General features: G+C 60.2%; 18 protein-coding genes. 6 read left to right on the forward strand and 12 right to left on the reverse strand.

Annotated elements, in window-relative coordinates:
• Together AC1DIH_RS08555 and glyA are read right to left on the reverse strand one after the other, a co-directional pair.
• Positions 1 to 1,251, reverse strand: coding sequence for a sarcosine oxidase subunit beta (locus AC1DIH_RS08555; RefSeq protein WP_019693993.1), 1,251 nt, complete (start codon positions 1,249 to 1,251; stop codon positions 1 to 3).
• 23 nt (positions 1,252 to 1,274) lie between these two features.
• Positions 1,275 to 2,528, reverse strand: coding sequence for a serine hydroxymethyltransferase (gene glyA / locus AC1DIH_RS08560; RefSeq protein ID WP_347928190.1), 1,254 nt, complete (start codon positions 2,526 to 2,528; stop codon positions 1,275 to 1,277).
• A 321-nt stretch (positions 2,529 to 2,849) separates the two neighbouring features.
• On the opposite strand from glyA, the gene AC1DIH_RS08565 reads away from it, so the two are divergent.
• Positions 2,850 to 3,890 carry a threonine aldolase family protein gene (locus AC1DIH_RS08565; RefSeq protein WP_477771370.1) on the forward strand — a complete coding sequence of 347 codons (1,041 nt, stop codon included), beginning with the start codon at positions 2,850 to 2,852 and terminating at the stop codon, positions 3,888 to 3,890.
• A 179-nt stretch (positions 3,891 to 4,069) separates the two neighbouring features.
• On the opposite strand, the gene gbcB is transcribed toward AC1DIH_RS08565, so the two are convergent.
• Complete coding sequence (gbcB, locus tag AC1DIH_RS08570) at positions 4,070 to 5,170, reverse strand: glycine-betaine demethylase subunit GbcB (protein ID WP_477771371.1); 1,101 nt, start codon at positions 5,168 to 5,170, stop codon at positions 4,070 to 4,072.
• A 280-nt stretch (positions 5,171 to 5,450) separates the two neighbouring features.
• Here gbcB and gbcA point away from each other — a divergent pair, with 280 nt between their 5' ends.
• Positions 5,451 to 6,746 (forward strand): glycine-betaine demethylase subunit GbcA, encoded by a 1,296-nt coding sequence (gene gbcA / locus AC1DIH_RS08575; protein WP_477771372.1) that lies wholly within the window; start codon positions 5,451 to 5,453, stop codon positions 6,744 to 6,746.
• Positions 6,747 to 7,676: 930 nt separating this feature from the next.
• Here the strand turns inward: gbcA and AC1DIH_RS08580 are convergent.
• The 7 genes from AC1DIH_RS08580 to AC1DIH_RS08610 form a co-directional block, all read right to left on the reverse strand.
• Positions 7,677 to 8,243 (reverse strand): N-acetyltransferase family protein, encoded by a 567-nt coding sequence (locus AC1DIH_RS08580; protein ID WP_477771373.1) that lies wholly within the window; start codon positions 8,241 to 8,243, stop codon positions 7,677 to 7,679.
• Between the two features lie 136 nt (positions 8,244 to 8,379).
• Entirely contained in the window at positions 8,380 to 9,150 is a 771-nt protein-coding gene (etfB, locus tag AC1DIH_RS08585) for an electron transfer flavoprotein subunit beta (protein WP_477771374.1), read from the reverse strand.
• 15 nt (positions 9,151 to 9,165) lie between these two features.
• On the reverse strand, positions 9,166 to 10,386 hold the full coding sequence (gene etfA / locus AC1DIH_RS08590) for an electron transfer flavoprotein subunit alpha (protein ID WP_477771375.1): 1,221 nt from the start codon (positions 10,384 to 10,386) through the stop codon (positions 9,166 to 9,168).
• Entirely contained in the window at positions 10,386 to 12,335 is a 1,950-nt protein-coding gene (gene dgcB, locus AC1DIH_RS08595; protein WP_054594379.1) for a dimethylglycine demethylation protein DgcB, read from the reverse strand. The genes etfA and dgcB overlap by 1 nt, the downstream gene beginning before the upstream one ends.
• A 210-nt stretch (positions 12,336 to 12,545) precedes the next feature.
• Positions 12,546 to 14,606: a dimethylglycine demethylation protein DgcA gene (gene dgcA / locus AC1DIH_RS08600; protein ID WP_347928196.1), complete on the reverse strand. Its 2,061-nt coding sequence runs from the start codon at positions 14,604 to 14,606 to the stop codon at positions 12,546 to 12,548.
• A gap of 15 nt (positions 14,607 to 14,621) precedes the next feature.
• The gene (locus tag AC1DIH_RS08605) at positions 14,622 to 15,152 is read right to left on the reverse strand and encodes a DUF5943 domain-containing protein (protein WP_008033249.1); all 531 of its coding nucleotides are present in this window, start codon (positions 15,150 to 15,152) and stop codon (positions 14,622 to 14,624) included.
• Between the two features lie 162 nt (positions 15,153 to 15,314).
• Positions 15,315 to 16,292 carry a dipeptidase gene (locus AC1DIH_RS08610; RefSeq protein ID WP_007907542.1) on the reverse strand — a complete coding sequence of 326 codons (978 nt, stop codon included), beginning with the start codon at positions 16,290 to 16,292 and terminating at the stop codon, positions 15,315 to 15,317.
• A gap of 236 nt (positions 16,293 to 16,528) precedes the next feature.
• Between AC1DIH_RS08610 and AC1DIH_RS08615 the strand changes: the two genes are divergently transcribed.
• Together AC1DIH_RS08615 and AC1DIH_RS08620 are read left to right on the forward strand one after the other, a co-directional pair.
• Entirely contained in the window at positions 16,529 to 16,930 is a 402-nt protein-coding gene (locus AC1DIH_RS08615) for a lysozyme inhibitor LprI family protein (RefSeq protein ID WP_019694004.1), read from the forward strand.
• A 48-nt stretch (positions 16,931 to 16,978) separates the two neighbouring features.
• Positions 16,979 to 17,395 carry a DUF3010 family protein gene (locus AC1DIH_RS08620; protein ID WP_477771376.1) on the forward strand — a complete coding sequence of 139 codons (417 nt, stop codon included), beginning with the start codon at positions 16,979 to 16,981 and terminating at the stop codon, positions 17,393 to 17,395.
• A gap of 2 nt (positions 17,396 to 17,397) precedes the next feature.
• Here AC1DIH_RS08620 and AC1DIH_RS08625 read toward each other — a convergent pair whose 3' ends face one another.
• Entirely contained in the window at positions 17,398 to 18,579 is a 1,182-nt protein-coding gene (locus AC1DIH_RS08625) for an ATP-binding protein (protein WP_477771377.1), read from the reverse strand.
• 68 nt (positions 18,580 to 18,647) lie between these two features.
• Positions 18,648 to 19,607 (reverse strand): GlxA family transcriptional regulator, encoded by a 960-nt coding sequence (locus AC1DIH_RS08630; RefSeq protein WP_103322148.1) that lies wholly within the window; start codon positions 19,605 to 19,607, stop codon positions 18,648 to 18,650.
• Positions 19,608 to 19,801: 194 nt separating this feature from the next.
• Here AC1DIH_RS08630 and choX point away from each other — a divergent pair, with 194 nt between their 5' ends.
• Together choX and cdhC are read left to right on the forward strand one after the other, a co-directional pair.
• Positions 19,802 to 20,746 (forward strand): choline ABC transporter substrate-binding protein, encoded by a 945-nt coding sequence (gene choX / locus AC1DIH_RS08635; RefSeq protein ID WP_123581264.1) that lies wholly within the window; start codon positions 19,802 to 19,804, stop codon positions 20,744 to 20,746.
• Positions 20,747 to 20,832: 86 nt separating this feature from the next.
• Positions 20,833 to 21,720 carry a 3-dehydrocarnitine:acetyl-CoA trimethylamine transferase CdhC gene (gene cdhC / locus AC1DIH_RS08640; RefSeq protein ID WP_019694008.1) on the forward strand — a complete coding sequence of 296 codons (888 nt, stop codon included), beginning with the start codon at positions 20,833 to 20,835 and terminating at the stop codon, positions 21,718 to 21,720.
• The last annotated feature ends 2 nt before the right edge of the window (positions 21,721 to 21,722 follow it).

Below are 21,722 nucleotides of genomic sequence, written 5' to 3' on the forward strand. Positions count from 1 at the left end.
TTAGTGGGCAACCGCAGCAGCGCCGTGTTCATCGATCAACGCACCGCTGTGGAAGCGGTCGATGGAGAAAGGTGCAGCCAATGGGTGCATTTCACCCTTGGCAAGGCTGGCGGCAAACACGTTGCCCGAGCCTGGAGTCGCTTTGAAACCACCGGTGCCCCAACCGCAGTTGAAGAACATGTTCGGTACCGGCGTTTTCGAGATGATCGGGCAGGCGTCCGGGGTGGTGTCGACGATGCCGCCCCACTGGCGGTTCATGCGTACGCGGGACAACACCGGGAACATCTCGACGATGGCCTGGATGGTGTGCTCGATCACCGGGTACGAACCGCGCTGGCCGTAGCCGTTGTAACCGTCGATACCGGCACCGATGACCAGGTCGCCCTTGTCGGACTGGCTGATGTAACCGTGTACGGCGTTGGACATGATCACGCTGTCGATAATCGGTTTGATCGGCTCGGACACCAGCGCTTGCAGCGGGTGGGATTCGATCGGCAGACGGAAACCGGCCAGTTTGGCCATGTGCCCGGAGTTACCGGCGGTGACCACACCGACGCGCTTGGCGCCGATGAAGCCCTTGTTGGTTTCAACACCGATGCACACGCCGTTTTCCTTGCGGAAACCGATCACTTCGGTTTGCTGGATCAGGTCCACGCCCAAGGCGTCGGCTGCACGGGCAAAGCCCCAGGCCACGGCATCGTGACGGGCCACGCCGCCGCGACGCTGGACGGTAGCGCCCATCACCGGGTAGCGAGTGTTTTTCGAGCAGTCGAGGTACGGAATCTCGTCAGCCACTTGCTGAGCGGTGAGCAGTTCGCCATCGACGCCGTTGAGGCGGTTGGCGCTGACCCGACGCTCGGAATCACGGATGTCCTGCAGGGTGTGGCACAGGTTGTAGACGCCACGCTGGGAGAACATCACGTTGTAGTTCAAGTCCTGGGACAGACCTTCCCAGAGTTTCATCGCGTGTTCGTACAGGTGGGCCGATTCGTCCCACAGGTAGTTGGAACGCACGATGGTGGTGTTGCGCGCGGTGTTACCGCCGCCCAGCCAGCCTTTTTCGACCACGGCCACGTTAGTGATGCCGTGTTCCTTGGCCAGGTAATAGGCGGTCGCCAGACCATGCCCGCCGCCGCCGACGATGACCACGTCGTAGACTTTTTTCGGAGTCGGCGTGCGCCACATCCGCTGCCAGTTTTCGTGGTGGCTGAGGGAGTGTTTGAAGAGGCCGAAGCCTGAGTAGCGTTGCATAGTCATTTACTCCAAAACCGCGCTCAGCGATAAACCGGGAAGTCCGCGCACACAGCTGCCACATGCTTGGCAACATTGGCCTCGACATCGGCGTCGCCGAGGTTGTCGAGGATGTCGCAGATCCAGCCGGCCAGTTCAACGCACTGGGTAACTTTAAAGCCGCGAGTGGTGACCGCCGGGGTGCCGATACGCAGGCCCGAGGTGACGAACGGCGATTGTGGATCGTTCGGTACGGCGTTTTTGTTCACGGTGATGTGGGCACGACCCAAAGCGGCGTCGGCTTCCTTACCGGTCAGGCCCTGACGGATCAGGCTCACCAGGAACAGGTGGTTATCAGTACCGCCGGACACTACATCGTAGCCGCGTTTGATAAATACGCTGGCCATGGCCTGGGCGTTATCGATCACTTGTTGCTGGTAAGCCTTGAAACCAGGCTCCAACGCTTCCTTGAAGCACACCGCCTTACCGGCGATCACGTGCATCAGCGGGCCGCCCTGGGCACCGGGGAAGACTGCGGCGTTGAGCTTTTTCTCGATTTCTTCGTTAGCCTTGGCCAGGATCAGACCGCCACGCGGACCGCGCAGGGTCTTGTGGGTCGTGGTGGTCACCACGTCGGCATACGGCAGCGGGTTCGGGTACAGGCCGGCCGCGACCAGACCGGCAACGTGCGCCATGTCGACGAACAGCAGCGCACCCACCTTGTCGGCGATCTGACGGAAACGCGGGAAGTCCAGAGTCTTGGAGTAAGCCGAGAAGCCGGCGACGATCATCTTCGGCTTGCATTCGACGGCCAGACGCTCGACTTCGTCGTAGTCGATCAGGCCGGTTTTGGTGTCGATGCCGTACTGCACGGCGTTGTACAGCTTGCCCGAGGACGACACCTTGGCGCCGTGGGTCAGGTGACCGCCATGGGCCAGGCTCATGCCGAGAATGGTGTCGCCGGGTTGCAGCAGGGCCAGGTAAACGGCGCTGTTGGCCGACGAGCCGGAGTGCGGCTGGACGTTGGCGTAATCGGCACCGAACAGCAGTTTGGCGCGTTCGATGGCCAGCGCTTCGACCTTGTCGACGTGCTCGCAGCCGCCGTAGTAGCGCTTGCCTGGATAACCTTCGGCGTATTTGTTGGTCAGGCCACTGCCTTGCGCTTCCATGACGCGTTTGCTGGTGTAGTTCTCTGACGCGATCAGCTCGATGTGATCTTCCTGGCGCAGCTCTTCGGCATTCATCGCCGCCAGCAGTGCATCGTCGTAACCCTTGATCTGGTCTTGCTTGCTGAACATCGCGTCTCTCCCAGCGGCGGCTTTGTGCGCCTTTCGTCTCGGTGAGGCACATACCTTGCGGCAGTGCCCTTTGGAAGCGATGGTATGACCGGCGCAGACAGGTCAAATGCCTATGGACGCCACGCAAAGGTGCGTTTACGACATGACCCGGGATCAAGGGGAAAATGCTGAAGGATCATGCGGCAAGCAGGTGTTTCAAGGTTTGCAGTAGACACGCGCATAATCTCCCAAGCTGTTTGCATTTTTCCTACAGAAACAGGGCGTGTGCTCCCCTGCCAATCTTGGGTACAGTGCGCACCATCATCGACCACGGAGCCGGCCATGACCGACAAGAGCCAACAATTCGCCAGTGACAACTATTCCGGTATCTGCCCGGAAGCCTGGGCCGCCATGGAACAGGCCAATCAAGGCCACCAACGCGCTTATGGCGACGACGAGTGGACGGCGCGCGCCTCGGACGATTTCCGCAAATTGTTCGAAACCGACTGCGAAGTGTTCTTCGCCTTCAACGGCACCRCTGCCAACTCCCTGGCGCTGTCGTCGCTGTGTCAGAGCTACCATAGCGTGATCTGCTCGGAAACCGCCCACGTCGAAACCGACGAATGCGGCGCGCCGGAATTCTTCTCCAACGGCTCCAAGCTGCTGATCGCACGCACTGAAAACGGCAAGCTGACCCCGGAATCGATCCGCGAAATCGCCCTCAAGCGCCAGGACATTCATTACCCGAAACCACGCGTCGTGACCCTGACCCAGGCGACCGAAGTCGGCAGCATCTACACCCCGGAAGAAATCCGCGCCATCAGCGCCACCTGCAAGGAACTGGGCCTGAACCTGCACATGGACGGCGCGCGATTCTCCAACGCCTGCGCGTTCCTCAATTGCTCGCCCGCTGACCTGACCTGGAAGGCCGGCGTCGACGTGCTGTGCTTCGGCGGGACGAAAAACGGCATGGCGGTGGGTGAGGCGATACTGTTCTTCAACCAGAAGCTCGCTGAAGACTTCGACTACCGCTGCAAACAGGCCGGGCAACTGGCGTCGAAAATGCGTTTCCTCTCGGCACCATGGGTCGGCCTGCTGGAAAACGACGCCTGGCTCAAACACGCCCGCCACGCCAACTACTGCGCACAGTTGCTGGCCGAGCTGGTGAGCGACATTCCGGGCGTTGAACTGATGTTCCCGGTACAAGCCAACGGCGTGTTCCTGCAACTCTCGGAATCGGCCGTCGCGGCACTGACCGCCAGGAGCTGGCGTTTCTACACCTTCATCGGCAAAGGTGGCGCCCGCTTCATGTGCTCGTGGGATACCGAGGTAGAGCGCGTTCGGGAATTGGCGGCGGATATTCGGGAAGTGATGGCGGGGTAATACCCTCACCAGAATGAAATGAAACTTTGTGGCGAGGGAGCTTGCTCCCGCTCGGCGGCGAAGCCGTCGTAAATTCAGCAAACACGGCCTGCCTGACAGACCGCACTCTCAGGGTTTGGGGCTGCTACGCAGCCCAACGGGGGCAAGCCCCCTCGCCACAGGTTCTGAGCCAGAGCCAATCAGAACTCGATCCGTACATCCCCTTTCGGAATGCTGCAGCACGACAGGATGTAACCCTCGGCTTCGTCTTCTTCGGTGATCCCGCCGTTGTGCTCCATCTCGACCTCCCCGCCCAGCTTCATCACCTTGCACGTTCCGCAGATCCCCATCCCGCAGGCTTTCGGAATCAGCAGGCCAAGCTTGGAGGCGGCAGCGTGGACGGTTTCGCCTGGCGCCACACGGATGCTTTTGCCGGAGGCGGTGAATTCCACTTCATGCAGGTCGGCGGCGTCGATTGCCGGCGCGTCGGCCGCCTGTTCGGCGTGCTCCATGGCGTCCGCGCGAGCCTCCGGCGGCGTGGCACCGAAAGACTCCTCATGGTAGCGCTTCATATCGAAGCCGGCGTTCTCCAGCAGGCGCTTGACCGCATTCATGTACGGCGTCGGGCCGCAGCAGAACACTTCACGCTCAAGGAAGTCCGGGACCATCAGTTCGAGCATCTTGTGGTTCAGGTAACCGCGATACCCGGCCCATGGCTCACCGAAACCATGTTTTTCGCAGATCAGGTGCAGGCTGAAGTTTTCGATCCGCGACGCCATGTGTTCCAGCTCGCGGTGATAGATGATGTCTTTTGGCGAGCGGGCGCTGTGGATGAACGCCATATCGACATTGCCGTTAGTGTCGAAGAACCAGCGGGCCATGGACATGACCGGGGTGATTCCCACACCACCACTGAGGTACAGCACTTTCGGGTTCGGGAAGTCGATGGCGTTGAACAGCCCGACCGGCCCGTGCACCGCCAGCTCCTGGCCTTCGTGCAGGGTGTCGTGCAACCAGTTGGAAACCTTGCCGCCCGGTACGCGCTTGATGGTTACCGAAAAGCTGTAAGGCACCGACGGCGAACTGGAAATGGTGTACGAGCGCATGATCGGCACGCCCTCGATCTCCAGCTCCAGGGTGACGAACTGCCCTGGCTTGAAAAAGAACATGATCGGCTGGTCGGCCATGAAGCAGAAGGTCCGCACATCCCAGGTTTCCTGGATGACTTTGACGCAACGGACAATGTGCCGGCCATTGGCCCAGGTCTGGGTGGTGACTGGGTTCAGGAAACTATTGGACATGCTGTTCTCCACGGCCGACTGTCGGCCTCATGTTGCCGATTCTGCGCAAGGCGTGCAGTGGCCACTTACCTATCTACGACATTCACGTACTTATCGCGACCAGCCCACAACCACCGGGGGTTGAGCGTCGGGAACAGATTGGGCCATGTCGCCCATGGATAAGGTTCCAGCCTGCGCCGGCCCCACACTCGCCTCAACAGATAAACGTTGTTTTCTGCCTTGCGTAGCAACCCTGATTAACTATTCGCCGGCCACACAGATGGCCATGAGGACTTAAACGATGGACGTCACCACTACCTTGAGCTTGGGCGATCCACTGGAACCCGCACGCAAGGCCACCGCGCAGATGCTGCAAGAGCGCGAGCGTACATTTTCGCTGCCACAGCCGTTCTACTCTGATGAGCGGTTGTTCGATATCGACATGCAGGAGATCTTCCAGAAAGAGTGGCTGATCGCCGGCATGACCTGCGAAATCCCGACCAAGGGCAACTTCCTGACCCTGCAGATCGGCAAGAACCCGATCATTGTGATTCGCGGCGCAGAAGGCGTGGTCCATGCCTTCCATAACGTCTGCCGTCACCGTGGCTCGCGTCTGTGCACCAGCGAAAAAGGCAAGGTCGCCAAGCTGGTCTGCCACTACCACCAGTGGACCTACGAACTCGACGGGCGCCTGCTGTTCGCCGGCTCCGAGATGGGCGACGACTTCGACATGAAGCAGTACGGCCTCAAACCGGTCAACGTGAAGACCGCTGGCGGCTACATCTTCGTCAGCCTCGCGGAAAACCCGCCGGCCATCGATGATTTCCTGTCGACACTGAGCCATTACATGGAACCGTACGACATGGAAAACACCAAGGTGGCGGTGCAAACCACCTTGATGGAAAAGGCCAACTGGAAACTGGTGCTGGAAAACAACCGCGAGTGCTACCACTGCAACGCGTCGCACCCGGAACTGCTGAAAACCCTGCTGGAATGGGATGACGTGACCGACCCACGCGCCGACCAGGCGTTCAAGGACCACGTCGCCGCCTCCGCCGCCGCCTGGGAAGCCGAGAAGATCCCTTACGCCCACGCCAGTTTCGGCCTGCGTAACCGCATCGTGCGCATGCCGCTGCTCAAGGGCACCGTGTCGATGACCATGGACGGCAAACAGGGCTGCGCCAAACTCATGGGTCGCATCAAGAACCCGGACCTGGGCTCGATGCGCATCCTGCACCTGCCGCACTCCTGGAACCACTGCATGGGCGACCACATCATCGTGTTTACCGTGTGGCCGATCAGCGCCCAGGAAACCATGGTCACCACCAAGTGGATCGTCCACAAGGACGCCGTCGAAGGCGTGGACTACGACGTGGAGCGCATGCGCCAGGTCTGGGACGCCACTAACGACCAGGACCGTCGCCTGGCCGAAGAGAACCAGCGCGGGATCAACTCCACGGCGTACCAGCCAGGCCCGTACTCCAAGACTTACGAGTTCGGCGTGGTGAACTTCGTGGATTGGTACAGCGAGCGTCTGCTGAGCAACCTGGGCGCAGAACCTGCACCGTACCTCAAAGGCGTACCGGTTCACGGCTAAGATCCAAAGCATCGCGAGCAGGCTCGCTCCCACAGGGGATTGGTGGTGTTCACAAATGCTGCGAACACCATCATTCAATGTGGGAGCGAGCCTGCTCGCGATAGCGTCCTCCCCTGCACCACATCCCTCCCGAATACACTCTCCTGGTCTTTAGAACTGTACGAAATATGATCTATCGCGTTCCAGCCTATAAGGAACGTGGCGTACAGCCTTCCGCGAACAAGTTATCCACACCTCCACCCACAGCTAATGGGGACAACTGTGGAAAGACTGAAAACTTTCTCCACAGAAACTGAAGAAAATCCGTGACTTATTCAATTGAGCGGTTTTCGACAGCCGCTGCCTATTTTTTGATCAAAACCCTGTAAGCCACGTCTTTCATGGCTCACAGAGGATCGCAAACACCTTATCCACAGAAGCGCCAACAGACTTTGGGGGCAACTGTGCACCTTATTCAGTGCGCTGTGGAAAACCACGTCCAGGCTGCATATTTCGTGGGCTTGAGCAGTCAGCGGAGGGCAAAAACCGGTATTTGGTTATTTATTGACCAGAAGCTTGAAAGCCACGATCTGTATGGCTTACAGCGGACAGCGAACATCTTATCCACAGAAGCGCCAACAGAGATTGGGGGCAAGTCGTGAACGACTGATGCCCTTATCCACTGAAAAAAGCTCGAAAAAACGCGAGGTTAGGCTGGTTGTTTTTCGTACAAGGGCTTGCAGGGCTTGATCTGCATGGGGTGCAGCGAGGGGTGAACATGTTATCCACAGAAGCGCTAACAGGGATTGTGGGTAAAAGCTCATAACAACTGTGGGAGCGAGCCTGCTCGCGAAGAGGCCATCAAATTCAACGATGATGTTGACTGACAGACCTCTATCGTCGGATCGCCGCCCGGAGCAGGCTCGCTCCCACAGGGATTGGGTTGATGCCTTAAGGCCGATACATCAAATAGGCTTCACCCGTGACCCGAATCATCGGGTGGGGTGTGATCTGGCAGGTATCGACGACACGGAAGCCATGTCGCTCGTAAAACCGACGGGCGCCGGTGTTCGACGCATAGTCGATCAGGCTCAAGCCGTTGAGCCCCAACTGGTTGGCACGGTCGTAAGCGTAGGCGAGGAATTGTTGGCCCAGCCCCTGATTGCGCCAGCCCTCATGCAGCGCCAGGCTCGATATGTAGAGGGTGTCGGGGATTTCCAGCTTGGCATACGGCGCCAGGACCGGATCGGTGACAGGAGCGGCCAGCGGATCGTGACGCATCACATAGCTGTGCAGCATGCCAATGACCTTCCCCTCCGCCTGCGCGATCAGGCAGTTTTGATAGGAGAAATCCACATCTTCACGGGCGTAGCGACTGGCACCGACATCCAGCAGGTCCTGGCCGGGCTCCGCCAGCTGGCTCCAGATGTAATCCGCGGCGCCTTCCGATGAAATCTGAAACAGGCGAGCAATCTCCCGCGCATCCGCGCGCTGGGCCGAACGAAATTCAACTGCCATTATTTCTCCTTGTGGGAGTGAGCCTGCTCCTGGCGGCGATCCGACGAAAGCGTTGGATCAGCCGACTGCGATGCAGAGTGTTAGCCCCCATTCGCGAGCAGGCTCGCTCCCACATTAGATCTGCGCTGATTTTCTGTTAGCGAACCACGCCTTCTTCAATCAGCAACTTGAGAATCGCCTCAGCCCCGGCCTCGGCACTCAACCCCTTGAGCACTTGCCCACCGCCGCCGCTGGCCTTGGCCGTCGCGGCTTTCATCCGGTCGGCGCCGCTCTTGGCCTTGATCACTTTCAAGCGTTTTGGCCGCGGCTTGGCCGGTTGCAACGTTGCAACCGCGAGCAATTCATCGTCGATAATTTCAACGTCTTCGGCGTGCAATACACCGCGTCGAGCCGGGCCGAAGGCGCTTTGCCGTGGCTTGGGCGCGGCGTTATCCACTGTGGCGAGAAACGGCAGGCGCACTTTCAAGCGGCGACGCTGGCCACGGGGCAAGGCTTGCAGCACCAGGGCCGAACTGCCGTCGATGGATTCGACCTGCGCCAGCCCGACCACCAGCGGCCAGCCCAGGCTTTCCGCCAGCAGGAACGGCAACATGCCCGAACCTTCACCGGTTTCCGCCTGACTGCCGGTCAACACCACCTGAGCGCCGGCATCGCGCAAATAAGCGCTCAACGCTGGCAGCGCATCGGCGCCTTGGGGCTGTTCGAGCACAAGCAACTGCTCCAGGCCCATGCCCAGGTAAGCCCGCAGCGCAGGTTCCTCGACATCACCGGCGTGCAGCACTTGCAGGTTATCCCCAGCCAGTTGCAGACCGAGTTCAACCGCCCGCGCATCCTGCTCGGCGCGGCGTGGCCGGCCCGAGGTCGGGTGGGCGCCGATCGACACCAGGCTGATTACATGAGTACTCATAACCCTTTCCTTCTCTTAAGCCGCATCGCGCTTGGCGTCGTTGCGGTAAGCCTCTACCGCCGCGATCAAGGCCTGAAGAATTTCTGCGCTTTCACCTATCACCGACAGGTCGGCACGTTTGATCATGTCGCAGCCAGGATCGAGGTTGATCGCCACCACCTTGTCGCAGGCACCGATGCCTTGCAGGTGCTGGATCGCCCCGGAAATCCCCACCGCCACGTAGACCCGCGCCGTGACCCAGGTGCCGCTGGCGCCGACCTGACGGTCGCGGGCCATGAAACCATCGTCCACCGCCACCCGCGATGCGCCTTCGGTCGCGCCGAGGGCTGCTGCGGTCCTGTGGAAAAGGTTCCAGTCCTTGACCCCGTTGCCGCCCGAGAAAATGAACTCGGCTTCGGCCATGGGAATCGCTGCCGGGTCGACCGCTACCGCGCCCTGGTCCTCGATCCGCGACAGACTGCGCGCAACCGTTGTGGATAACTCCACCGGCAACGCTTCATGACGGGTTTCGCTGACCGGTTCGGCGCATTCCACCGCCGCCAGAATCAACCGTGCAACAGGGCGCGCCAAGTCTTGCAGACCGGCACCGGCGCGGCCGATGCACTCCTGATCCTTGACCTGCCAGACCCGCGTGGCCGGGCGTTCACCGAGTGCAGCGGCAAAGCGTCGACCCAGTTCACCGCCACCGGTGCGGCTGTCCGGCAGCAGCCAGTGACGAGGACTGAACTGGTTATCCACAGCCCGCAGGCCCTGCACCCGCTGTTCCGGTGCATAACCCTCGAATTCCTCGCCATCGAGCACCAACAGGCGGTCGACGCCCGCGGTGGCGAAAGCGCTTTCCTTGTGTTCGCCAAAGACCACCGCCAGCACCGCACCGTCCTTGCCGGCCAGTTGATGGGCCAGGCCCAGCAGGTCGCGGTCGTGGCTGCTCAAACGGCCGCCAACCATGTCCGGCACCACGCTGATGTAGAACGCAGGTGTCGCCACCTGATGCAGCGGCAATTGCACTTCAACGGCGGCCGTACGCTTGGTCGCCCCGCCCTGCTGTGCACCACTGCGGTCAATCCGCTTGATGCCATTGAGGCCGATGAAACCAATGCCGTGAGGATTCTTGCGAATGATCCCGTTGGGGCCCATCCAGCTGTGTTCCACCGGTTGCATGGCGGCATGCAGCGGATGCAGACGGTTGCGGGCGATCCATTCAGCGCGCGGATCGCGGCGGATAATGTCGCTCATCAGTGGGCCTCCGCGGGTTGACGTTTAGTCGGTGCCGGTGACTTGCTGGGCGCCGCGTCTTCGAGCAGCGCGTCGGCCACCAGTTCGGCGATGTCCTTGATCAGCGGCCGTGGTTCGACCACGCCTTCGAGCATCGCCGTGCACTGTGGGCAACCCACGGCCACCAGCTCGGCACCGGTTTCGCGAATGTCGTCCATGCGCATGTCAGGGATCCGTTGCTTGCCCGGGATGTCAGTGATCGGCGCACCGCCGCCACCGCCGCAGCAGCGCGAACGGAAACCGGAACGTTGCATTTCCTTGACCTCGATCCCCAGCGCACGCAGTACCTGGCGCGGCGCCTCGTATTCGCCGTTGTAGCGACCGAGGTAGCACGGATCGTGATAGGTCACGCTGTCGCCTTTGTGCTGACCCAGATTGAGCGCGCCAGCGTCGATGATTTCCGCCATGTAGGTGCTGTGGTGCTGCACCAGGTAGTTGCCATCGAAGGCGCCGTATTCATTCTTCAGCACGTGGAAGCTGTGCGGATCGCAGGTAACGATGCGGTTGAAGCTGTATTTGGCCAGGGTCTGGATATTGCGTTTGGCCAACAGCTGGAAGGTCGCTTCGTCGCCCAGACGGCGAGCCACGTCACCGCTGTCACGCTCTTCAAGACCGAGCACGGCAAAGTCGACTTTCGCGGCTTTCAGCACTTTGACGAAGGCGCGCAAGGTGCGCTGGTTGCGCATGTCGAATGCACCGTCGCCAACCCAGAACAGCACGTCGGTGGATTTCTTCTCGCTGAGCAGTGTCAGGTTCAGGTCCGCCGCCCAGTTCATCCGCCCGCCCGGCGCGAAACCGCCAGGGTTGTCGGTGGCAATCAGGTTTTCCAGGACTTCGGCGCCCTTGTTCGGGGTCGCGCCTTTTTCCAGGGTCAGATGGCGACGCATGTCGACGATCGCGTCAACGTGCTCGATCATCATCGGGCATTCTTCAACGCAGGCACGGCAAGTGGTGCAAGACCACAGGGTTTCAGCGTCCACCAGACCGTTGACGATCGGTTGATGCGGATTACCCGCGTGTTCACCGATAGCTTTACCTGGATAAGGACTGCCAGCGAACTTGGCGTCAGTGCCGCCGGCCAGGCCGACGACCATGTCCTGAATCAGTTTTTTCGGGTTCAGCGGCTGGCCAGCGGCAAACGCCGGGCACGCTGCTTCGCATTTACCGCACTGCACGCAGGCGTCGAAGCCGAGCAGTTGGTTCCAGGTAAAATCCTTGGGCTTTTCCACGCCCAAGGGGGCTTGCGGATCGTTCAGGTCAAGCGGTTTAAGACCTGTAGAACGACCACCACCAAAACGTTCGGCGCGACGGTGCCAGGCCAGGTGCAAGGCACCGGCGAAGGCGTGCTTCATCGGCCCGCCCCAGGTCATGCCGAAGAACAACTCAGACACGCCCCACAGCACGCCGACACCGAGGATCGCCGCCAACAGCCAGCCGCCGAAGTTTTCCGGAAGAATGCCCGCCACCGGCAGGGTCACCAGAAAGAACGACGCCGAGAATGCCAGCAAACTTTTCGGCAGGCGCATCCACGGACCTTTGGATAAACGCGCCGGCGGGTTGCGCCGACGCAGATAAACAAAGATCGCACCGACGAACATTACTGCCGTCATCAACAACAGTGCATAACCGAGGAAGCGGTTATGCAGGCCAAAACCGTGAACCAGGATCGCCAGCACGATGGACGCCACCGCACCACCCGCCGTGGCGACGTGGGTGTTGGCGATGTATTTGTCCCGCGCCACTACGTGGTGCAGGTCGACCATGTAGCGTTTGGGCATTGCCAGCAGGCCGCCGATCAGATCGACCTTGGACGCACGGCCCCGGCGCCACATGGCCACCCGCCGCAACGCGCCCAGGACAGCCAGGCCCAGGGCAGCAAACAGCAGGATGGGAAGAAGGGTGTTTAACATGGTGGAGCTCCCAAAGACCTCGGGGTCATGTGCGTGCCGATGAGAGCGACGCACCTACTTGTGGCGAGGGAGCTTGCTCCCGCTGGAGTGCGAAGCGCTCCCAAAACAGTCTCAGGTGTACACCTGATACACCTCGACTGCAGGTTTTGGGGCTGCTTCGCAGCCCAGCGGGAGCAAGCTCCCTCGCCACAGGTGATGGTGGTAAATCCGTTAGAAATCCTTGCACAACCGCAACGCGTCGTAGATCGCCGCGTGCGTGTTGCGCTGGGCCACGCAGTCGCCGATGCGGAACAGCAAATAGCCGTCACCCGCCTGGCTCAACGATGGCTGAGGCTTGATCGCGAACAAGGCTTCGATGTCCATCTGGCCTTTGTTGCGCGAGCCTTCCTTCAGCGCGTAGTAGATTTCTTCGTCCGGCCGCACGCCGTTCTCGACCACGACCTGGTCAACCACCCGCTCCTCTTTGGCGCCGGTGTATTCGTTTTCCAGCACCGCCACCAGCTTGTCGCCTTCGCGGTAGACCTTATCGAGCATCATGTCGCCGGTCATGATCACTTCTTTCGGGTACATGCTGCGGTAGTACGTCGGGAACGACGTACCGCCGATGGCCACGCCCGGCTTGATGTCGTCGGTGACGATCTCGACCTGGCTGCCCTTGTCCGCGAGGTAGTCGGCAACCGACATCCCGGTGAACTCGCAAATGGTGTCGTAGACCAGCACGTTCTTGCCCGGTGCAACCTTGCCGTCGAGCACGTCCCAGCTGCTGACTACCAGGCCTTCAGCCGCGCCCCAGTGTTCGTTCTGCTCAAGGAACGGATGACCGCCAACGGCGAGCACCACGATGTCCGGACGCAGGTCGAGAATGGTCGCCGCGTCAGCGGCTACGCCCAGGCGCAGGTCGACTTTCAAACGCGCCAGTTCCAGCTGGAACCAACGGGTGATACCGGCGATCTGGTCCCGTTGCGGGGCTTTCGAGGCGGTAGTGATCTGTCCGCCGATGAACTCTTTCTTCTCGAACAGGGTCACGTCGTGGCCACGTTCGGCGGCTACACGTGCCGCTTCCATCCCCGCAGGGCCGGCACCGACCACCACGACTTTACGTTTCACACCGGTCGATTTCTCGATGATGTGCGGCACGCCCATGTATTCACGGGAGGTCGCGGCGTTCTGGATGCACAGCACGTCCAGACCCTGGTACTGACGGTCGATGCAGTAGTTGGCACCCACGCATTGTTTGATCTGGTCGATCTGGCCCATCTTGATCTTGGCGATCAGGTGCGGGTCGGCGATGTGCGCGCGGGTCATGCCGACCATGTCGACGTAACCGCCTTCCAGAATGCGTGTTGCCTGGTTCGGGTCCTTGATGTTCTGCGCGTGCAGAACCGGGGCCTTGACCACTTCCTTGATACCGGCCGCCAAGTGCAGGAACGGCTCCGGTGGATAACTCATGTTGGGGATAACGTTGGCCAGGGTGTTGTGGGTATCGCACCCCGAGCCCACGACGCCGATGAAGTCGATCATGCCGGTGTCGTCGTAGTACTTGGCGATCTGCTTCATGTCCTCATGGCTCAGGCCATCAGGGTGGAATTCATCACCGCAGATACGGATGCCGACGCAGAAATCCGGACCGACTTCCTTGCGCACAGCCTTGATCACTTCCAGGCCGAAACGCATGCGGTTTTCGAAGCTGCCGCCCCATTCGTCGGTACGTTTGTTGACGCGCGGGCTCCAGAACTGGTCGATCATGTGCTGGTGCACCGCCGACAGTTCAACGCCGTCCAGGCCACCGGCCTTGGCACGCGCAGCAGCACTGGCGTAGTTGCCGATCACCCGCCAGATTTCTTCCGGCTCGATGGTTTTGCAGGTCGCGCGGTGCACCGGTTCACGGATGCCCGACGGCGACAGCAGGGTCGGCCAATGCTCGCCGTCCCAACGCGAACGACGGCCCATGTGGGTAATCTGGATCATGATCTTGGCGCCATGCTTGTGCATGGCGTCGGCCAGGTTCTGGAAGTGCGGAATAATCCGGTCATCGGCCAGGTTGACCGATTTCCACCAGCCTTGCGGACTGTCGATGGCCACGCTGGAAGAACCGCCGCAAATCGCCAGGCCGATCCCGCCCTTGGCTTTCTCTTCGTAGTACTTCACGTACCGATCGGTGGTCATGCCGCCGTCGGTGGCGTAAACCTCGGCGTGCGCGGTGCTGAGCACGCGGTTGCGGATGGTCAGTTTGCCGATTTGAATCGGCTGGAACATTGCTTCGAAAGCCATGGCAGGATCCTCGACTTACAACGGCTTGACGGTGAACAAGCCGTCGTCGTGGCCTTCTTCGGAGCCACCGTAAACCTGTTCGGCGACGGTGCGAATCTTGCTGCCGCGCGCTTGCAGGATCTGGTCCATGGCACCGGCAAACCAGCCAGTGAACATGTAGTCGACCTTGCGTCCGACCTTGCCGTAGACGTAGACGAACGCCGAGTGCTCGAGCTTGACGCTGGCAGTGCCTTTGTCGAGGTCGATGTCCTGGATCTTGAACAGGCCCCAGCCACGTTGCGACAGGCGCTTCATGTAGTGCTCGAACACCGCAACGCCTTCCAGGCCGTGGCATTCAGCTTCTTTCTCACACCAGTGCCAGGCGGACTTGTAGCCAGCCTTGTAAAGGATCTCGGCATAGGCGTCAGCGCCCAGCACTTCCTCGATGCCCATGTGGTTGTTGACGAAGAAGTGACGCGGCACATACAGCATCGGCAGGGCGTCAGAGGTCCAGACACCGGTTTCGCTGTCGACTTCGATTGGCAGTTGTGGGGCGATCTTGGCCATGCGTAAAACTCCAGAATTCGTTGTATTGAGGCGATATGTAGCAGCTGCCGAGGTACGAGGCTGCGTTGCGGTCCGCAGGACCGCCCTCGGGGGGCCGCTTCGCAGCCCAACGCAGCCTCGTGCCTCGGCAGCTGCTACAGGGACAGTTAGTTGGAAATGGTGTTATTCACCCCAAACGTCTTTCAGGACGTTGACCCAGTTTTCGCCCATGATCTTGCGCACGACGCGCTCGGAATGGCCGCGCTTGAGCAGCGTTTCGGTCAGGTTCGGGAACTCGCCCACGGTGCGGATGCCCAGCGGGTTGATGATCTTGCCGAAGCTGGTCAGACGGCGGGCGTAGCCCTTGTCATGGGTCAGGTATTCGAAGAAGTCCTGGCCATGGCCCTGGGTGAAGTCGGTGCCGATGCCGATGGCGTCTTCGCCAACGATGTTCATGGTGTATTCGATGGCTTCGGCGTAATCGTCGATGGTCGAATCAATACCTTTGGCCAGGAACGGCGCGAACATGGTCACGCCGACGAAACCGCCGTGATCGGCGATGAACTTCAGTTCTTCATCGGATTTGTTGCGCGGGTGCACTTTCAGACCCGACGGCAGGCAATGGGAGTAGCACACCGGCTTCTTGGATTCGAGGATGACTTCTTCGGAAGTCTTCGAGCCGACGTGGGACAGGTCGCACATGACACCGACGCGGTTCATCTCGGCAACGATTTCACGACCGAAACCCGACAGGCCGCCATCGCGCTCGTAGCAACCGGTACCGACCAGGTTCTGGGTGTTGTAGCACATCTGCACAATACCGACGCCCAGCTGCTTGAAGACCTCGACATAGCCGATCTGGTCTTCGAAAGCGTGAGCGTTCTGGAAGCCGAACAGGATGCCGGTCTTGCCCTGCTCCTTGGCTTTGCGGATGTCGGCGGTGGTGCGCACCGGAATCACCAGGTCGCTGTTCTCACGGATCAGCTTCTGGCTGGCGGCAATGTTGTTGACGGTGGCCTGAAAGCCCTCCCACACCGAAACGGTGCAGTTGGCCGCGGTCAAGCCGCCTTTGCGCATGTCTTCAAACAGCTCGCGATTCCACTTGGCAATAATCAGCCCGTCGATAACGATGCTGTCGGCGTGCAGTTCGGCTGGGCTCATCAGGCAGTCCCCTATTAGCGATTCATGCGCCGAATCGTCTGCCGGCGCTTTGGGGTCAGCATATGCTTGAGGGACGGGGCAGCCGGGTGCAAAAACGACAGGGGAATTGCCGAAAGCGTCAATACGCGACAAAGGGTCTCACCGCAGGCCCTTTGCCCTCCTGTTCTTTCCCGAATAGTTGCGCCAGAATTCGCCGCATCACTGGATGCATCACTGGAACAAGGGGCGGCTACGCAATGAAATCGATCTTCCTGGCTTTGGCACTGATAGCGACCGGCGTACAGGCGGCAGAAGAAGCCGACAAAAACCCGTGCGATGCGGTCGAAAACGACGTCCAGACCCTGGAGTGCTCGACCTATAGCAAAAACACCGCCGAACAACTGCTCAAGGACAATTTCCAGGGCTTACTGGATCGGATGAAAACCCAATACGCGAACAACAAGGCGCAGTTGGCAGACATCACCGGCAAACTCCAGACCGCCGAGCAGCTCTGGATGAAATCGCGGGATGCCGATTGCGCGATTGCAGCGTTCCCCGCAGCGGTGGGCAGCAAGACCTACACCATGGACCTGAACGATTGCCTGGCGAGCAAGAGCGACGAACGGTCGGAGTTCCTGGAGTCGATCGGCCAGCAATAAACGCAGCTCTATTGCCCTGCAACAGCACCACCATCTCAAGGCGTGTTCATGAAATTCTGCGGCATCGAAATCAAAGGCAGCGAGGCGATCTTCGCCGTCGCCTCTCTCGACAATCAGACGCTGACCCACGTCGCCCTGAACACCAAAAAAATCGCCCTCGACGACGATGACGAAGCCGCCAACGTCAAAGCCTTCGCCGCGCAGGTCGGCGCCTTTGTTCGTGACAACGGCATCGAGCGCATCGCAATCAAGAAGCGCAGCAAAAAAGGCGAATTCGCCGGCGGCCCGACCACCTTCAAGATCGAAGGGGTTTTCCAGTTGCTGGATAACTGCGAGGTGACGCTGCTGTCACCGCAGACCATCAATGCACAGAACAAGAAATTCGACTTTGCACTGCCGGCGACGCTGAACAAGTATCAGCATGAGGCGTACAAGGCAGCGTGTTCAGGGTTGATGAAGAAGTAGGCTTACTGAGCCTTCCGGGCGCGATAGTGCTTGAGCCAGTCGGCAAACGACTTGTCCTCAAGCGCGTAAGCGCCGCGATTCGATTTCCAGACCAGTTCCTTTTCACGCAAGGCATCGATGCACGCCTGGATGGTCTGTGTGCCCGGCACCACCTCACTGCCCATCGCTTCCAGTGCTTTTGTCACCGCAACCAACGTCGCGTCGGTGAAGGGTGCAAAAGGTTCGTTGCTCTGCGAGCGCTCGACCATGACTTCCAGTACTGCACGCTGTGCAACGGTCAGGGCGTTCCAGGCGCTTTCAAACTCAGTCCACACGCCGGCACGCAACAATTCGGCGCTGCTTCGCAGCAATTGGCTCAGATTGCTTGCTTCGCCCAGTTCCAGGGCTACCTCACCAATAATGGTCCGGAGCATTTCAGGACGGCGTCCCACTAATTCGAAAGCCTCGTCGATGTCTTCAGCGACAAACTGGTTGGTCTGCGCCAAATGGGCATTCAAATGAACGGTGTAGGCTTGGGTGAACGCTTTGCTCAATAGAGGGAACGGAGTAATGCTGGAACCGTAGAAAGGCTGGTTTCGGCTCAGTACGAGGTGAGCCAGTTTGTCGCGATTGGAGCCGGTGAACACCAGGCGCAAACCACTGGAATCTCCTTCACGCCCTTGATTCAGCTGGTCCCGAGCGGCCTTGAGCCCGAACATGGCGTTGACCCCCGCGTCAGTGCTCAACGCATGCTGGGCTTCGTCGATCACCAGCACAACAGTCTTGCCAGCAGCGTTGTGCAGCAGTTCCAGGGCTTGAGTCAGCGTCGCGCCTTCGGGCAATTGTGGTTTGCTGAAATCCCAGGACAGCGTACGCAGAAAACTGAGTTTCTCGACGCCCATCGACTTGGCCAGTTTTCGAATGCCCTTCTCATACGGCACCAATGCCCCCGCAATTGCGGTGGCAATCAGGTCAGCAGGATCTTTGTCCCTGTTAGCCCAGAGATCAACGTAGACCGTCAACCAACCTCGGGATTCACATTCCGGTATCAGGTCTTCGCGCAGGAAGGTGCTTTTCCCTGTACGCCGTGGCGCGGCCAGGAACAGGCCAGAGGTGTAGTCCTGGATTCCGGTCCCCATCAAACCATCGGCAATATTTTGAGCCAGGCTGGGGCGACGAAATACAAAACCGGTGTTTTTCGACATGGCTTTATACTCAATTATTGAAACTACTATAATTTATAGTTCCGAGTATAAATCACTGTAAATGCCTGTCAAACCACCTCCCGCCCATCCCCCAACCGCCGTCGATCCTCGCGCGGGCAGCGGGCAAACCGTGTCCGATAACTGCGGGTGAAATACGACGGCGATTCAAACCCGCAGGCGATGCTCACTTCCAGCACGCTCATGTCGGTCTGGCGCAGCAGCTGCCGGGCTTTTTCCAGTCTTAACCCCAAGTAGAAGTTGCTCGGCGTGTCGTTGAGGTGCAAGCGGAACAGCCGCTCAAGCTGACGTCGCGTCACCTTGATCGAGTCCGCCAGTTCCAGCGTGCTGAGTGGCGGTTCGCTGTGTTGTTCCATCTCGCCAATGACGTGCACCAGTTTCTTGTTGCTGATGCCGTAACGCGTGGCGATTTGCATGCGTTGATGGTCTTTACGCGGACGGATGCGCCCGAGCACGAATTGCTCGCTGACCTGGATCGCCAACTCGGGGCCGTGAGCCTGGGCGATCAGATCAAGCATCAGGTCGATAGAGGCTGTGCCGCCGGCTGAGGTGATGCGGCGCCGGTCGATCTCGAACAGCTCCTGGGTCACGCTGAGCTGTGGATAAGACTCCTTGAACGCGTCGATGGCTTCCCAGTGCAGGGTCACGCGGTGGCCGTCGAGCAACCCCGCTTCGGCGAGGACAAAACTGCCGGTGTCGATGCCGCCGAGGGTCACGCCGTCGTGATCGAGGCGACGTAGCCAGTGCTCCAGTGTCGGGTTGACGAACTTCAACGGCTCGAACCCCGCGACCACCAACAAGGTCGCGCCCTTTTTCAGTGGTTCCAGCGCCGCATCGGCGTTGAGCGACATGCCGTTGCTGGCCAATACCGGACCGCCGTCGGCGCTCAGCACATGCCAGCGGTACAACTCGCCACGAAAGCGGTTGGCCACCCGAAGCGGTTCGATCGCCGAGATGAAACCGATGGCCGAGAAACCCGGCATCAACAGAAAGTAGAAATCCTGGGACATGGAGCGCACTCGGATGGCGGGCAGCGTGGAACAGGTGATACGCCAATTACCACCCCGCCACAAGAGCACAGGTCGCTGCAGTGCAAGAGCTGGTCGCCGCTGTGCGTTTTCTGCCGGGTTCAGCTGCGTAACTTGACATCACCGGCGCACAGAGACGCCGGACCCCACAATAACGACCTGCCGAGGATCCCACCATGAAACGACTGATCAGCAGCTGCGTTCTCGCACTCAGTGGTACCGCTTTCTTGAGTTCCGGCGCGATGGCTGCCGACCCCGCCGCCTGCCAGAACGTGCGCATGGGCGTGGTGAACTGGACCGACGTGATCGCCACCAGCGCCATGACCCAGGTCCTGCTCGATGGCCTCGGCTACAAGACCAAACAAACCAGTGCTTCCCAGCAAATCATCTTCGCCGGCATCCGCGACCAGCGCCTGGACATGTTCCTCGGCTACTGGAATCCGCTGATGACCCAGACCATCACCCCGTTTGTCGCCGGCAAGCAGGTGACCGTCCTGAGTGAACCGAGCCTCAAGGATGCCCGCGCCACCCTGGCCGTGCCGACCTACCTCGCCGACAAGGGCCTGAAAACCTTCGCCGACATCGCCAAGTTCGAAAAAGAACTGGGCGGCAAGATCTACGGCATCGAGCCAGGTTCGGGCGCCAACACCCAGATCAAGGAAATGATCGCCAAGAACCAGTTTGGCCTGGGCAAATTCCAGCTGGTCGAATCCAGTGAGGCCGGCATGCTCGCAGCGGTGGATCGCGCCGTACGACGCAACGAAGCCGTGGTGTTCTTCGGCTGGGCGCCGCACCCGATGAACGTCAACGTGAAAATGACTTACCTCACCGGTAGCCAGGACGCCCTGGGCCCGAATGAAGGCTCGGCCACCGTCTGGACCGTGACCGCCCCGAACTACGCCAGCCAGTGCCCGAACGTCAGCCGCTTGCTGAGCAACCTGACTTTCACCGCCGAAGACGAGAGCCGGATGATGCAACCGCTGCTCGATCACAAGGACGCTTTCGAATCGGCCAAGCAATGGCTCAAGGATCACCCGCAAGACAAGCAACGCTGGCTTGAAGGCGTGACCACGTTCGACGGCAAACCGGCTGCCGAGAATCTGCAACTGAGCAGTAAATAAACCCGAATGAATCCCCTCTTCGCAGCCGGTTTCGGCTGCGAGCGGGTCCGCTACGCCCAAAAATCATGTCTGAAGGAAACCGCACCATGAACCACGACGTCATCATCACCTGCGCACTCACCGGTGCTGGCGACACGACCGCCAAAAGCCCACACGTGCCGGTCACCCCGAAACAAATCGCGGCCGCTGCCGTGGAAGCCGCCAAGGCCGGGGCCACCGTGGTCCACTGCCATGTGCGCAACCCTGAAACCGGCAAGTTCAGTCGCGATGTGGCGCTGTACCGTGAGGTGATGGAGCGCATCCGCGAAGCGGACGTCGACATCATCGTCAACCTGACGGCTGGCATGGGCGGCGACCTGGAAATCGGCGCTGGCGAGAACCCGATGGAGTTCGGCCCGAACACCGACCTGGTCGGCCCACTGACCCGTCTGGCTCACGTCGAAGAGCTGCTGCCGGAAATCTGCACGCTCGACTGCGGCACGCTGAACTTCGGCGACGGCGACACCATTTACGTCTCCACCCCGGCCCAGCTGCGCGCTGGCGCCAAACGCATTCAAGAGCTGGGCGTGAAAGCCGAGCTGGAAATCTTCGACACCGGTCACCTGTGGTTTGCCAAACAGCTGATCAAGGAAGGCCTGCTCGACGACCCGCTGTTCCAGCTGTGCCTGGGCATCCCATGGGGCGCTCCGGCTGACACCACCACCATGAAAGCCATGGTCGACAATCTGCCGGCCAATGCGGTCTGGGCCGGGTTCGGCATCGGTCGCATGCAAATGCCGATGGCAGCTCAAGCGGTGCTGCTGGGCGGCAACGTGCGGGTCGGGCTGGAAGACAATATCTGGCTGGATCGTGGCGTACTGGCGACCAATGGCCAACTGGTCGAACGCGCCAGCGAAATCCTCAGCCGCCTCGGCGCCCGCGTTCTGACCCCTGCCGAAGGCCGGGCGAAGATGGGCCTGACCAAGCGCGGTTAAAC

The organism is Pseudomonas sp. 05N36 (genome assembly GCF_056397385.1).